This is a genomic window from Streptomyces sp. NBC_01233, from assembly GCF_035989305.1.
Lineage (GTDB): Bacteria > Actinomycetota > Actinomycetes > Streptomycetales > Streptomycetaceae > Streptomyces.
On record NZ_CP108514.1, the window covers coordinates 1449970 to 1464813 of the forward strand.

Below are 14844 nucleotides of genomic sequence, written 5' to 3' on the forward strand. Positions count from 1 at the left end.
GGCCCTGTAAATCCAGATTTGCCAGGCCCGGCCCAGCCTTGCGTCACATGTCCGCGGATGCGGTCCGCGGCGACGCCGACAACGTCAGCCGTCCCGGACGCACGAGTGTGCCTACCACTGGACGCACAGGGGTATCTGAAGTCAGATGAAGGTTCCATCGAGTCATGATGATCGCTATGACCGTCGCGAGCTCCACCAGGGCAAAACCCTCACCGATGCAAATCCGGCTTCCCGTGCCGAAGGGCATGTAGGCGTGCTTAGGCAAGTTGGCGCTGTGTTCCTTCGTCCACCGATCTGGATTGAAATGATCAGGGCGGGGATAAAAGCGCGGGTCGTGGTGGATGGCGTAGGGACTGTAGAGGACCTCGGTGCCGGGTGGGAGCGTGACCCCGCCGAGGGTGACGGGGGAGATAACACGCCGCATCAGCAACCACACCGACCGCATGCGGAGCACCTCACGGATGGTGCGCTGTAGGTAGTCCAGGGCGCTCAGGTCTGCGGCGACAGGGAGGCGGCCGCCCAGTACGTCGTCGACCTCGGCCTGAACTCGTCGCTGCACTTCCGGGTAGCTGGCCAAAGAGTGCAGGATCCAGGAGAGGGAGCTGCTTGTGGTCTTGGTGCCGGCCACTAGCAGCGTGACCAGTTCTTCGCGGATCTGCTGGTCAGTCATCTTCGCGCCGGTCTCGTCCTCCGCGTTCATGAGCAAGGTCAGCAGGTCATTGTGGTCAGCGCCGTCGGCCCGATAGCTGGCTGTGATCCTATCCAATGCCTGATGCAGTGGAGCTATGGCCTTAGGTTGGAATCGGGCACGCCCGGGTATGGGCAGAGACTGAATCCAGCGGGGCATTGGGGAAAGGGTTTGCTGCATTGCACCAATGCGGCGACCCAGCCACGTCTGGATGATGGGAAGGATGTCAGGGTGCACAGGCCCGGCGAACATCGCACGCGTCAGAATGTCGAATGCCAGCGCGTCCATGCTTCTTTCGACAGCGATGTGCTGGCCAGGCTGCCATGAGGCTGCCAGCGCGTCAGCCCGCTGGGCCATTACGGAGACGACGCCAGCGATTCGTTCACGATGGAACCCCCCCTGCACCATGCGCCGCTGGCGTCGGTGCACGTCTCCTGCGGATGTGACCAGACCGTTTCCGATATAGGGGCGCAGTTCGTCGAACAGTGCACCTTTGTCGAAATGCCGACGATCCGCCCGCAGCACCTGCACGATCAACTCGGGGTCTGTCAGGACGCACACAGCGTGCGTCCCCAGATAGATCCGCTTCAAGGGCTCACCAGTGTGCAACGACCGCATGAACTCCAGAGGCTGGTACTGGAGTTGGCGAGAGTGCCCGAGCAGCGGTACTCGGTGTGAGGCTACAGGGATGGCCTCCAGGCCACGGCTGGCCACCTCATCTCTCCGACGTGTTCTCGGGCTCGCCGCCCCCGGGGTGGGCACAGCGCCCGTGGCCAATGGCGGGCGAGTAACCTATCAAGATCAGGTGCCTACGGTTACCCGCTATGGACCGGTCAACATCACACCGCATGGCGATTCCCCACCCTTCCGGAGGCGCGGCGCCAGCGGGCCGCGCGGCTTATTTGCGCCGCTCCAGAGTCCGAGTGGCGTCCACATGCAATTGTGGCGGGAGCTGGGCTAGCTTCCCGTAGTAGAACTGCTTGCGGGTCCCCCGTTCGCAAACCAAAGAGGCGATCCGCTGGAGTGCATGCCGAGCAGCAGCCCCGGCGCTGGGTCCTACCGGAAGCACGGACAGAGAGAACGCCAACGATGGGAATGATGAATAAGGACATGAAACCCCCTTTGGCTGGAAGTGATCGGCCTGATGGAGTGGACCTGCCCCGGCTGCCTCTCCAGTAAACTTGAGTCTGGCGGAGGGTGTTGTACCCCAGCACGCATCAACGGGCGCAGATCCTGAGCCTGGGGCCAGGCGCCACTGAGGTTCCCCCGAGATCAGGGCATCGGCACGAAGGTGACTTGAGGGTGTTCACCCCAACTTGCCTTGCTGGGAGGGTTCGTGACGAAATGTGGCAGGCACGGTCACCGGCGATCATGTGAGTGTCTACGTCCCATGATCCTGCTGGAAGACCGTGCCTGCCGTTGCCGAATCATCCCTCATGCCCGCCTCGCTTGACCAACTCGCCACCGCATCGTCTCTGTCGGTTGAGGAGTGCCCGGGCCTGTTGACCTGCCTTGCGACGGTGACGGACCCCCGTGACCCACGGGGCCGGCTTCACCCCCTGGTCGGCGTGCTCGCCATCTGCGCCGCTGCGGTCCTGACCGGCGCGACCTCTCTGCTGGCGATCAGTGAGTGGGCGGCTGACGCCTCGCAGTCGGTCCTGGCCCGGCTCGGTGCCCGCTGCGACCCCTTCACCGGCCAACACCACGCCCCTGGTGAGGCCACCATCCGCCGGGTACTCGCCCAGGTCGACGGTGACGTACTCGACCGAGCCGTCGGCAGCTGGCTGTCCGCCCGATGCCCGCAACCCAGCGAGCGGTTGCTGCGGGCGATCGCGGTGGACGGCAAATCCCTGCGCGGCGCCGCCCGCGCGCACGACCGGAAGATCCACCTGCTGGCGGCCGTCGACCACGCCACTTCCGCCGTCCTGGGCCAGGTCGACGTTGAGACAAAGACGAATGAAATCACCTGCTTCCAGCCACTACTGGATGCCATCGACCTGACCGGAGCGGTCGTGACCAGCGACGCGATGCATACCCAACGCGAGCACGCCGAGTACCTGGGAGGCCGGGGCGCCCACTACATCGTCATCGTCAAGGGAAACCAGAAGAAGCTCCGCAAGCAGATGAAGTCCCTTCCCTGGAAGCAGATCCCACTCCAGAACCGCACCGTCGGGACCGGCCACGGCCGCAGCGAGATCCGCCGGATCAAGGTCTGCACTGTCGCCGGCCTGCTCTTCCCCGGCGCCGCCCAGGCCATCGAACTCAAGCGGCGCCGAGTCAACCGCAAGACCGGCAAGGTCAGCACCAAGACCGTGTACGCGGTCACCAGCCTGACCGCCGAGCAGGCCAATCCGGCCCAGCTCGCGTCCTTGATCCGCGGCCACTGGTCGGTAGAGGCGCTCCATCACGTGAGGGACACGACCTTTGCCGAGGACGCCTCACAGCTGCGGACCGGCAACGCGCCCCGCGCCATGGCCACCTGGCGCAACCTCGCCATCGGAGCCCTTCGCCTGGCCGGTCTCCGCAGCATCGCCACAGCTCTCAGAGGAAACGCCCGCGACGCCACCCGGCCCCTGCGAATCCTGGCCATTCCGTGATCAAAAAACGGTCATACCTGCTTCATGCCGGAGCCCTGCCCCCGAGATGCGGGGGTGGGTGGCAGAGGGTCAGATGGGTCTCATGAGCGGAGTCCAGACGATGCCTGCGCCGAGGAAGTACCCCAAGACCACGGAGTTATGGCCTGTCCGCCGCTGTCAACGGGGGCTTGTGGAGGTTGGGGTGGTCCACTCGGGGCCGAGGGTGTAGAGGCCCCGGCCGGCGCGGCGGCCGAGGGTGGTGAGGGGCCGCAGGTGGTTGCGGGCGGTGTGGCGAAGGGCGGCTGCGATGTTGGTGTGGCCGTCCTGGCGGTGGACGCCGATGGCGAGGTTGCGCAGGCCGGCCATGACGCGGGGTAGATGGCGGGTGCGGACGTCCGAGGCGTCCTCGTGGAAGGTGCGGTCGCGGACGTGGTGCAGTTGGTTCTCGATACGCCAGTGGCCGCGGATCCAGGCCGCGAGTTCGCTGCCGTCGGCTGCACCGGGCGGCAGGCTCGTGACCAGGTAGATCCGCTCGATCGTCAGCTTGCCCGTGCCCAGGTCCCGTCTCCAGCGCACGACTTGGAGGGCCTGGCGTGCGTGCGGGTAGTCGATGTGGGCGAACGCGGCGGTCTTCAATCGGCGGGTCTCGTCGCGGTGATGGGCCCGGGTGCGCTCGATGTGGTCCAGGCGGATGTCTCGCCAGGGAAGGCCACGGATCCGCTCATGCAGTCCGGGGCGGTTCCGCTTGACGACGGCCAGATAGTGAGCCCCGCGTTCGTGCAGGTAGGTGGCGTGGTCGTGCTGGGTGTGCAGGGCGTCCGCCGTGATGACGGCACCGGTCAGGTCGATGCCGTCCAGGAGCGGGGCGAAGGCCGGGATCTCGTTGCTCTTCCCGTCGATCTGTCGTTGCGCGAGGACCTCGCCTCTGTGGGCCATCGCGGCGATCAGGGCGATGGCCGTCCGGCCGGCGGTGCGGGAGCCGCGGAGCGTCTTGCCGTCGACGGCGATGACCTTCCGTCCCGGGTCCGGGGCCGGGGACTTGCGTTCCTGGAGGAAGTCGCCGATGGCGCGGTCGAGGGCGTCGCCGTCCGCGGCGGCCAGGACGAGGCGGATGGTCGTGGCATGGGGCGGGCGGATCAGGCCGGTCAGCGGGTCGGGGCGGAACCCGAGCAGGGCCAGGACGCGCTGCGGCGCGTCGGTGACCCACTCACCGATCGCCGTGATCGAGGCGGCGCCGGCCAGAACGGCGCCGGCCGAAGCGGTGAGCAGCGCCGTCCATGGATGGCGGATGCCGCGACGGGCCCGCGGGTCAGGCACCGCGGCCAGATAACTGCGCAGGTCGACGGCTGTCTCCAGCAGGGCTGGGCCGGAGGCGTCCCCCAGTTGCCGGAGGCATGTCGGTATGCGGGAAGATGGGTGCGCAGGCATGAACTCGCTCGGTGCTCATACGAACTAGACACCCACATAATCACCAGCGGCCATGCCTGTTCTGCGTCCAGGGCCGACGCTGACAGAAGTCGACAAGCCGTCACATCCGGTACTCAGCAGGCGAACCGCCCACCTCGGCACTTCTCAGTGCGTTGTGGCAAACCGGATTTCGTTCGAGGCATGCGGGCGCGGGTGATCATCTGGACGGAGGTACGGGTGCGACCGCGGGCATGAAAGAACGGGCCCCTTGGTAGTGACGCGGTTACGACACCCAGCACGCCCAAGGAAGCCCGTTGTCCGATCAGTTGAGCAGTATCTCTGTGTACTTCGTCCACCACGGTCACTCCTGGGTGTGACTGCTACGTGCACCGGTTCGGTTCGATCGTTCCGGGGCGGCGGGCGGACTGCTATCCGAGTGACATGACGGATGCGGAGTGGGCCGAGGTCCGTTCCGCGATGCCGGTGCCGTCCTGGCTCCTCAAGCAGGGCGGGCGTCCCGAGGGGTATTGCCACCGCGAAATACTCGATGCGGTGCGCTACCTGGTCGACAATGGTGTGAGGTGGATGGCCCTGCCGGTCGATTTCCCGTACTGGCGGGCGGTTTACGACTTCTTCCGCCGCTGGCGGGCCTACGACTACGTGCGTGAACTGCATGAACGGCTGCGTCGCACGGCCAGGGAACACGAAGGGCGCAACGCCGAGCCATCCGCGGGGATCATCGACAGTCAGTCGGTGGACGCCTCCGAGACCGTCGGTGCGGAAAGTCGCGGATACGACGGCGGGAAATCACGTGACGGGCGTAAGCGTCACATCCTGACCGACACCGAGGGCCTGCTCCTGGAGGTCACCGTGACCACAGCCGATGTGCACGACTCCAAGGCCGCTCCCGCGCTGCTGGAGACATTCATGGACCAGCCGGGCCGGCTGTTGAAACTGGTGTGGGTCGACAGCGCCTACCAGGGCCCGGCCCTGGCCAAGGCGTTCGCCCTGCACGGAGTGCGGATCGAGGTCGTGCGCCGATCCGACGGTCACCGCGGGTTTGTCGTGCTGGCCCGCAGGTGGGTGGTGGAGCGAACGCTGAGCTGGCTCTCCCGCTCACGCCGCCTCAACCGCGACTACGAACGCCGCCTCGACCACCACGCCCAGATGGTGTGGTGGGCCGCTGTGATCAGGCTGTCCCGGCGCCTGGCCGCGGACGCTCCGCGCTGGCCGGAGAAGCGTCCCGGCCGACTGCCCCGGGCGCGGGCATGAACCGTCCGTCCTTCGCCCGCGCCAGCCAGCCCCGCTTCTCCAGCACGTAGGCACGGTGACGGATCTTCTCCACCTCGTTCTTGATCTCCGCTTCCCGGCCCACCGCCCGCGTCAGCTCCACTCCGTTCACCGGCCCCGAAGCGGCCACCACCGCGGCGAACACCTCCCGATACAGGCCGCTGAGCACCTCCCCGCCCATGCCCGACCGCCGCACCGGCGGCCTCTCGCCATGCCCCGCGCCGGGGCCGCTCGATCCCACGGCGGCAGCCATCTCACCACCCGACGGCACGGAAACCGGCGTGATCACGGGGCTCTCCTCGGCCGGCACCGACACGAGCTCCTCACGCCCCACCCGGGCCCGCTCGACTCGCTCCCGCGCGGCATCCACCTCCGCCTGAGCCTGCTCCAGGACCTCCGTCCAGGACTCCAGGTCCTGCCTCGCCCGCGCCTCACGCTGTTCCATCAACCCCAGCACCGACGGCATCGCACCCTCCTCGATCAACAACAAGCCGTCCGCTGCCTGCCCCTACCCCGCCCCAGTCATGCCCCGCACACGAAGAAGCCCCTGCTCATCGAACAGGGACTCCCTTTGCCACAACACACTCACTGATGGGGCTGGGCCAGACCCTGCACATCGAGGACGGCGGCCCCATTCCCGCCCTCCGCGACAAGTTCGTCAGCACCTCCGCGAAACTGCCGGACCTGTGGGGCCTGCACGAGCAGGAGAACCTGTACTGGATGATCGAGGCCAAGGGCGGGAACGTCCGCAGCCCCCGCCTCTGGGAAGGCTGGAAGCAGCTCCAGGGCGGCAGCAAGGTCCTCCACGAATACGCCCACCGGCGAATCCTCGTGGGAGCCAGTGTCCAGCCCCAGGGCGACCTGTTCCTCACCATCGACCACGACCACCACCCCGGCAAACCGCCGCTCCCTCCCACCGTCAGCACCACCAGTCCCCAGCCACCGGGGTCCCCCGAGGACCATCTCGGCGACAGCGACGACGCCCTCATGGGCACGGCACGCGCCCAGATGCTGGTGTACCTCGCGCTCAGCGGCGCCCAGCCCTCCCGGCTCAAGACCGTGGCCCTGCCCGCCGACCGCACGAACCGCCGCAGAAGCGCCCGCGGCGTCACCACGCCCCTGGAGCGTGACACGGACGCCCACGCCATGCGCAGCGATGTCCGTGCCGAATTCGCCGACGACGCCCAGCCCGGCCGCCGGGAGTACGCCCGGGCCCTCGGCCTCGACGACTTCCTGACCTACCGTGTACCCGGCACCGAACTGCGCCTGGGCATGTCCCGGCAGCTCTTCGCCGCCTGCGCCCAACTACACCGCGAGGGCCAGCTCATCGCCGAACGGACCCCGGGCATGCGGGCCGAGGACGTTCGGGCCGACGAGCCCGCCAGCGAGGAAGCCGAGGAGCGCCGGCGCCACACCCAGCGCAGGGTCTTCCGCGAACAGCAAGAGGAAGAGCGCGCCCGGATCGAGCCCCGCGTCCGTGCGGCCTTCGAGGACGGCAGAGACCGCCCCTGGCGAGAACTGCTCCACACCCAGAACGACCCCCGGCTCGACCTCGACGAAGACCCCGGCCTCCTCGAAGCCGCGACAGCCGAGACCTACCTCGCCATCCGCGAAGACGATCTTCCTCATCACGAGCGTTGATCGGCTGCGTCGCCAGCACAATAGTCACGACCCCCCACCACCCAGGGCTGATTCAAAGTCCAGATGATCATGTTGGGTTGCTGGTCAGGCCGGGTCGAGGAGGTCCAGTGGGCGTGTGAAGGGGGCGTAGGAGGTTTCCCGCAGGCCGGCGGCGATGCTGCGGTGGCCCGCGTCCCGCAGGGTGGTGATGGCGAAGTTCCGCAGCGTGGCCATGTTCTCCGGTCCGTGCCCGGCCCGGATCTTCGAAGCGTCCTCGGTGAACGTCACGTCCCTGACATGGTGCAGGGCCTCGATTTCCCATTGCGACCTGGCCAGCCGGCCGATGGCCTGTGGCGACGCCTCACGGGCCGTCATGTCGGTGATCGCGTAGACAGTCTGCCGGGTGACCGTGCCGGTCTTGATGTGTCGGTGCGGTGCCGCAGGATCTTCGCCGCCTGGACCGCGTGTGGGAAGTCCAGGCCCAGATCGGTGACCGTAAGCGTGCGGACCGAGCGTGTTTCGCGCCGGCCGTGTCCGGCCTCGCGGTCGTAGCGGCGGGAGGTCACTTCCTTCCACGGCAGCGCACGCAGCGCGGCGGCCAGACCCGGCTGGTTTCCCTTGACGATCAGTGTCGGCGTACGGGCTCTGATGCAGAGGTGCGTACGGGTTGATCTACAGAGGTGACTCGGCGTGTCGGGGTGGGGCCCGGCTCGATGAGAGGAGCCTGACGCTGATCTTGTGAAGCGTCGAGGAGGGCCTGTCGGATGTTGCTGGAACCGGGGCGGTGGCTGGAGCTGCGGCGTTTCCGGGCTCTGCATGAGGCGGGCGCGAGCATCTCGGAGATCGCTCGGGAGACCGGTCTGAACTGGCGTACGGTCAAGAAGTATCTGGAGAGCGACGGTCCTCCGGTTCCGCCGGCTCCGGCGCCGCGCTCGGATCTCGGCAACCAGGTGATCAAGCCGTGGGCGCATGTGATTGATGCGTGGCTACGGGCTGAGGTGCTGCTGAAGGCCGCGGTCATCCATGAGCGTCTGGTCGAGCAGTATGCCTTCCCGCACCACTACCAGCGCGTCAAGATGTACGTGCAGCAGGCCCGACCCCGCATCGCCGAGGAGTTGGGATATACCCCGCGCGAGCTGGCGAAGTTGCACCGCCGCTTCGAGGTGGTGCCCGGCGCCCAGGCCCAGGTCGACTGGGGCGACGAGGGCAACATCCTGGCCCATGTCGGCATCCCGAAGGTCTACTCCTTCCACATGACCTTGTCCTACTCCCGAGATCCGTTCTGCTGCTTCACCACCAGCCAGAATCTGGCATCGTTCTTCGAGTGCCACCGGCGGGCGTTCGCGCACTTCGGCGGGGCGCCCGGGGTGATCGTCTACGACCGGACCAAGACTGTCGTGCGCCGTCACGTCGCCCCGGGCGAGGCGGTCCCGTTGCATCCGGAGGCCGTGGCGTTCGCCGGGCACTACGACTTCGACATCGACGTCTTGGCCGCCTACCGGCCGACGGGGAAGGGCCGCGTCGAGCGCCAGGTCCTCATCGTCCGCGATCATGTGCTCGCGGGGCGGTCCTTCTCCAGCCTGGATGACATGGACGGGGCGTTCATGGCCTGGGTGCCCCAGCGCCGGGCGCGTACGCACCGCACCCACGGCGAGGTGATCGGCGTGCGGGCCAAGCGGGATCACGCCGCGCTGCGGGCGCTGCCCGCCAAGCCCTACATCGTGGCCGATCGGCACCTGCGACACGTGGCCAAGGACTGCCTGGTCGCCTTCGACGCCAACCTCTACTCGGTGCCCGCCACCAAGGTCCGCCACCGCCAGCTCGTCGAGGTCAGAGCCTCCGCAGGCACCGTGGCCCTGCATTCCACCGTGCCCGACGCGCAGGGCATCACGCTGCTGGCCGTGCACTCCCGCGCGGTCGGACGCAGCGCGAGGATCGTGGATGAGGCCCACTGGAAGGCCCTGCCCGACGGACACACCCGCGCCACCACCACCGACCTTCCGCCACCCGTGAGCAGGCCGGCCCGCTCCGGCGCCGAGGAACCGGGCGGTCTGATCTCGCTGCTGACCCGGGCCAGAGCCGCGCAAGTCCACGTCGGCACCCGTCCGCTGGCCCTCTACGACCAGATCGCCGGCACCCGCCCGTTCAACCCCGCCCCCATCGACCCCAAGGACATGCGTTGAGCGAGCTGGTCACCGCCCGGATCCGCACCACCGCCACCAAACTCGGCCTGCCCCACCTCACCGAGGCCCTGGCCGAGCACGTCGGCCGGGCCGACGCCGCGTCGATGGCCTACCTCGACTTCCTCGACCTGGTCTTGGAAGAAGAACTTGCCGTCCGTGAAGAACGCCGCTTCCGCCACGCGCTACGGGTCTCCCGCCTGCCACACCACAAGACGATTGAGGAGTACGACTTCTCCTACCAGCCCGAACTCGACCCCAGGAAGGTCAAGGACCTGGCCACCCTCGCGTTCGTCGAGGCCAAGTCCAACGTCGCGCTGCTGGGCCCGCCCGGGGTCGGCAAGACACATATCGCCGTCGCGCTGGCTGTCGCCGCCTGCCGGGCCGGCTACTCGATCTACTTCACCACCCTCGACGACATGGTCCGCCAGCTCAAGGCCGCCGACTCCATCGGCCGCCTGGCCAGCAAACTCCGCACCTACCTGCGGCCTCACGTTCTCGTGGTGGACGAGGTCGGCTACCTCCCGCTGGAGCGTGACGAGGCAAACCTCGTCTTCCAGATGCTCTCCAAGCGCTACGAGAAGGGCTCCACCCTGCTGACCTCGAACAAGAGTTTCAGTGAGTGGGGTCAGGTCTTCGGCGACGACGTCCTGGCCACTGCCATCATCGACCGCCTACTCCACCACTGCGAGATCCTCGCCATCAACGGCGCCAGCTACCGCCTGAAGAACCGCCTCACAGCCATCGAAGGCGGCATCACTGCGGCCAGCTGACACAGGATCAAGCTCTGCACATCAGCCCGTACACACCTCTGCACTACAGCCCGTACGCCGACAATCAGCAGGCAGTGCGCCTTCTTCGCCTCCACCAGCCACTTCGCGTGTTCGCGGTGCGTGTGCAGGGCGTCGGCGGTGACGACCACGCCGGTCAGGCCGAACGGTGCCAGCAGGCGTGTAAAGCCGGTGACCTCGGTGGTCTTGTCCGGTACCCGCAGCTGGCTGACGGTGCGTCCACCGGACACGACGGCCGAGGGCAGGTGGGCGGCCGGAGCGGTATCCATGCGCGAGCCGCGCACGGTCTTGCCGTCCACCGCAACTGATGCGGCCCCCGCAGGGTCGCATCCGAGCAGGTCGGCCAGGGCGCCGGGGCATACCAGGGTCAGCACGCGGCGGAGAGTGGAGGCGGAGGGGGCGCGACGCACTGCGAACGGCCCGCCCGGACGGATGCCGAGGCGTTCGAGGGTGTCCTGGGGAGCGTGGCGGGCCCACTGGCCCACGGCCAGGTAGGAGCGGGCGCCGGCCAGGACCGCGCTGGCCGCGGTTGGCAGGACGGAGACCAGGGTGTGGCGCCGTCCGCGTCGATCACGGGGGTCGGCCAGATGACAGAGCCGCTCAGCCGGTGCGGGGATGGCGCGGTGTTGACGGGACAGCGTCTTGGTCAGACAGACGATGGCAGACTGACGACACATCGAGGCTCCGGTTGTACAGGGCGACTTGGGAAGGTCACCCTTCAACCGGAGCCTCTTTGCCTGCGTAGCGGCCGCCTCCCGCATCGTCATACGTCCGTGACCAGCCGCTTCTCGTCAAGACCACGACTTTGAATCAGCCCTGGGTCTCCACCTGGAACTTGCCGAGCTCGATGGCGAAGGTGCTGCTATTGAAGCTGTCACCGGTCAATACGATGGACGCCTCTTGCTGCTCGTGACCAGATGGCCACTGGCCGTTCCCTCCGGCCTGTTACCTACGTGGCCTGACGGCTCAAGCGCAGAGCGGTCACACGCTCAACCGGGCAAGTCCCAAGGGACCAAGTACGGGGCGCCGTTCGAGGGCACGTTAGGGCATGCCTCCCCGCTGGGTTGGTCTGCTGATCGGACGTGTCTCAGGTCGTGTCGTCGTCAAGGTCCCTTCTGCTCGGCCCCGCCCTTCGGGGCCGGAGCTGCGGACGGCCGTCTCCCTTCCGACTCGCTTCGGCCACGGCGCTTTCTGTGCAGGAAACACCCTGATCCACCGGACACCCCCGAGCTGCCCGCGCGCCGGTTCCTGGGCAGAGCCGTCGACTTCGGCAGATTGCGGTCCGGTGTCTCGACCAGTGGCGCGTTTTGGCCGTTGGCCCTGCGCCGGCCGGCCCGGGCACGCGGGTGATAGCGGCGGCTGCGAGGGACGTACATGAACCCGTGATGCACAAGCCAACCGACACGTCGATGCCACCGTTCGTCCCGCTCGGTCCACGTGAGGCCGAGGCGCTGACGGATCACCGGTTCGTAGAGCCCAGTGGTGATCCACATCAGTGCCCGCGCGCACAGTTCCCACGATCCAGTCCACACGAACCGCGGTATCCGCTGGAAGTGGCGTGGTCTCTCGACGCCGCGCAGGTCCAGCACGTCCCGCGCTGCTCGGTGGTCCTCCAGCACGTGCGTGCACATGTGATTCCAGTACGCCTTGAAAGAGTCCCATGATTCAGGAACTGGACGCATGCTCAAATCGTATAGTCGATACCATTCCACATGCTCCCAGAACAACTGCTCCTTTTCGCTTTCTGTCACCCCTCCCATGAATCGGTCACCGAATCAAATCATGGCCATGAAGAAGACTGCGTGTGCCCAGTAGAAGGTGTCTGGGGCGAGCGCATGATAAGGGCGTCCGAGGTTGTCGATTCCGCCTATATTATTATGGTAGCCGCGAATCTTCAACGCGGTGGTATGTGCGCGCGGGCCATCGTAAACAACGCCAATGATGGGATAGAAGGAGCGGAACACCCTTGCCCATCTTTCTTCGAGGAATCGGGAATGCTCCTCCACGCCCGCGCCAAGGCCGGGATGCATGTTCTGCATCGACCCTACCCAGAGGGTGACGAGTACGTTTCGCCAGTCACCGAAGAATTTCCATGTGATTGAATCAGGCCCGAGCGGAGCGTGATTCGCCCCTATGGCCATGTCAGTTGTTCCCGGATGCCAGTCGCTCCTCAAGGCCTGTTAGTCCATGCCTCATGGTCAGTGCATGGTTGTGCCGGAATGCCGATTTTGCCACGGGCGCGAGAATCTTCAACAGGGGCTTGGTCGCGGTGCATTCCTGAGTGATGTGCACCGAACTGCGCCCGTTCCCTTGGTCGGTGACGAGGAAGTCGATCCAACCGACGAGGTCCCTGCCCAGCGCAAGCCGGAAGTGTCCACGATGGGGGTCCCGGATCAGGAATTTGTTCGTCACCACCAGCGAGTAGGGGAGGGTCGATCGCACGGTGATCTCGAACACGTCGCCGTCGAGGCGTCTGACCGCTTGATAGTCCGGCCACCATTGGGGGTAGCTCATGAGGTCGGAAAGGGCCTCGAACACCGCGTTCTTGGGCTGTGACACATCCCATCTGACGTCGAATCGGTAAAAGTTCAATGGCATAGCACACACTCCAGATCGCCGGCCTAGGCCTGCCGTGCGTTCGGACGAACTGCCGGCATCGCACCATCCCCAGGAAGGTGGCTCGAGGTCATCCCGGCCCGCTCGGATGTTCGACTCCAGGTTCCGCCTGGCCCGGGTCTCATGTGGCAGCAGACGGCACGCTCGGGGGGCGCTTCCAACCGTGGTGGAAGCCGGGTTGGCTGATCACGCGAAGGATTTCCGGGTCTCCAGTGCCCGGTTTCGAGGCTCCTGTGGGGCGGATCCTGGTGAGTCGGGCGGCAATGGATAGTTTGACGTGGAGGTGCATGGCCAGGTGGCCGGATCTGGACCCTATCGGAGCATGGCGGGAAGTCGCATGCCTGTTTGCGATCTCAGAGGGCCCGGTTCTTGACCGTTTACCCAGCCCTGCGAACGACTCGGGTGCCGCCGCCTCCTCTTCCGGCGCTATCGCCGTAGCAGACCATGAGTCGGCATCCTGCCCGAAGAGTCGAATCTGCTGCCTGAAGGGGGCTATGTCATGGCGGGCTATGCCGGTCGGTGCCGCCAGCGGGCCTGCTCCTGACGGCATCTCCACCACGACGCAAACCAGCCGCGCGGCTGGCCCGCCGATGCCGGCAGGCGCTTGCTGCAGTGCCTCGCTGCCGCCGCTCGGCCTCGTCGCGCGCTCTGCCCGGGGCTGCGGGATGGATCAAGGTGATGCAGCCGCGGCCGCCGGGCTGCTGGTTAACGCGTAGATTCCGCTACCCGGAGCGATCATCCAGGGCGCTGCCCGGAATGCCCCGTCTTGCCTCGACGCCTGCTCGATTGAGCGCAGTCTCCTGCGGCAAGTGCTCAGTCGAGCACGTCTGTTGGCCGTGTCCGAAAGATTGCTCCCGGACTTGACGCGGTCTATCGTTTGGCCCGTCACATGTCGCGTCCGGGATGCCGAGTCGAATTCAGCCGAAGGGGGAACTCCAGTGGCGATGCAGCAGTCTGAAGAGGGCGCTGAACGAAACGGAATCATGGTGCTGGACCGGCTTGCTGGGTGTCCTCAAACGACGGCAGGACGTCGGGTCCACCCGGCACACCCTCTCGTCCGGACGCGAACGTGTTGACCATAGCCAGTACGGCAAGCTCCTGGACGAACTCAACACCACACTCGCGGAGCGCGGCGTGATCCCAAGGCTCGGCGAACATCTCCTTCAACTCCGAGTAAGCACGGGCGACCCATGCCTGGGCTTAGCGGCAGCAGTCCCGGCAGGAGGCGGCCGAGGACCAGTGGGAGCAGGCGCAGCAGCTGGGCCGGGAGAACGCCCGCCCGGATGGAGACGGATCGGGCGGGACATGCAGTTTGAGGTCTCGTTTGAGCGGTACTACAGGTGGCACCTGTCGCGCAGGGCACGGCTTCTGAAGACGATGTGAAGCGGTAATATACGGTGATTGATTTCTCGCCCGAGCTCCGGGGGTTTATTGAGGTCTGGGTCGGTGCGAATGTTGCGACCGGCAATGAGGACCTGGGTTATGCGAGCCGGTATCCTTATGAGGATCTGGCTGATGACCTCCGTGAGTTGTCGACGTCGTTGACGAGTGCGGTGTCGACGGTGGGGAATTCTCTTCCGCCGCGGGTGGCGCGGGAGTTCATTGCCGCGTTGAATTTGTTTGTCGATGATGGTGGGCGGAATCATCTTCGGGATTTCGCTGATCAGCTTGACGGG

The 14844-nt window shown here is 66.5% G+C and carries 11 protein-coding genes and 1 pseudogene; 5 read left to right on the top strand and 7 right to left on the bottom strand.

Annotated features, from left to right (window positions below; genetic code table 11):
* Positions 1-43 precede the first annotated feature (43 nt).
* Positions 44-1450 carry a cytochrome P450 gene (locus OG332_RS07100; RefSeq protein WP_327419131.1) on the bottom strand — a complete coding sequence of 469 codons (1407 nt, stop codon included), beginning with the start codon at positions 1448-1450 and terminating at the stop codon, positions 44-46.
* 674 nt (positions 1451-2124) lie between these two features.
* Here OG332_RS07100 and OG332_RS07105 point away from each other — a divergent pair.
* Positions 2125-3285, top strand: a complete 1161-nt coding sequence (locus OG332_RS07105; protein WP_442816085.1) for an ISAs1 family transposase — start codon at positions 2125-2127, stop codon at positions 3283-3285.
* Between the two features lie 156 nt (positions 3286-3441).
* Here OG332_RS07105 and OG332_RS07110 read toward each other — a convergent pair whose 3' ends face one another.
* Entirely contained in the window at positions 3442-4692 is a 1251-nt protein-coding gene (locus tag OG332_RS07110; RefSeq protein WP_327412647.1) for an ISAs1 family transposase, read from the bottom strand.
* A gap of 420 nt (positions 4693-5112) precedes the next feature.
* Here OG332_RS07110 and OG332_RS07115 point away from each other — a divergent pair, with 420 nt between their 5' ends.
* Positions 5113-5943 carry an IS5 family transposase gene (locus OG332_RS07115; protein WP_327412648.1) on the top strand — a complete coding sequence of 277 codons (831 nt, stop codon included), beginning with the start codon at positions 5113-5115 and terminating at the stop codon, positions 5941-5943.
* On the opposite strand, the gene OG332_RS07120 is transcribed toward OG332_RS07115, so the two are convergent.
* Entirely contained in the window at positions 5861-6427 is a 567-nt protein-coding gene (locus OG332_RS07120) for a hypothetical protein (protein ID WP_327412649.1), read from the bottom strand. The two genes, OG332_RS07115 and OG332_RS07120, sit on opposite strands and share 83 nt — an antisense overlap.
* Positions 6428-6552: 125 nt before the next feature.
* On the opposite strand from OG332_RS07120, the gene OG332_RS07125 reads away from it, so the two are divergent.
* Positions 6553-7602, top strand: a complete 1050-nt coding sequence (locus OG332_RS07125; protein ID WP_327412650.1) for a hypothetical protein — start codon at positions 6553-6555, stop codon at positions 7600-7602.
* Between the two features lie 84 nt (positions 7603-7686).
* Here OG332_RS07125 and OG332_RS07130 read toward each other — a convergent pair whose 3' ends face one another.
* A complete protein-coding gene (locus OG332_RS07130) occupies positions 7687-7956 on the bottom strand; it encodes a hypothetical protein (protein ID WP_327412651.1) in 270 nt (89 codons plus the stop codon).
* Between the two features lie 389 nt (positions 7957-8345).
* On the opposite strand from OG332_RS07130, the gene istA reads away from it, so the two are divergent.
* Positions 8346-9764, top strand: coding sequence for an IS21 family transposase (gene istA / locus OG332_RS07135; protein WP_327411910.1), 1419 nt, complete (start codon positions 8346-8348; stop codon positions 9762-9764).
* Positions 9761-10534 carry an IS21-like element helper ATPase IstB gene (gene istB, locus OG332_RS07140; protein WP_327411911.1) on the top strand — a complete coding sequence of 258 codons (774 nt, stop codon included), beginning with the start codon at positions 9761-9763 and terminating at the stop codon, positions 10532-10534. Before istA ends, istB begins: the two co-directional genes overlap by 4 nt.
* Here istB and OG332_RS07145 read toward each other — a convergent pair.
* From OG332_RS07145 to OG332_RS07155, 3 genes and pseudogenes are all read right to left on the bottom strand, one after another.
* Positions 10477-11229 carry a transposase family protein gene (locus OG332_RS07145; protein WP_327412652.1) on the bottom strand — a complete coding sequence of 251 codons (753 nt, stop codon included), beginning with the start codon at positions 11227-11229 and terminating at the stop codon, positions 10477-10479. The two genes, istB and OG332_RS07145, sit on opposite strands and share 58 nt — an antisense overlap.
* A 426-nt stretch (positions 11230-11655) precedes the next feature.
* Positions 11656-12693 (bottom strand): annotated as a pseudogene (locus tag OG332_RS07150) (oxygenase MpaB family protein).
* Position 12694: 1 nt separating this feature from the next.
* A complete protein-coding gene (locus OG332_RS07155) occupies positions 12695-13111 on the bottom strand; it encodes a polyketide cyclase (protein WP_327412653.1) in 417 nt (138 codons plus the stop codon).
* Positions 13112-14844: the final 1733 nt, after the last annotated feature.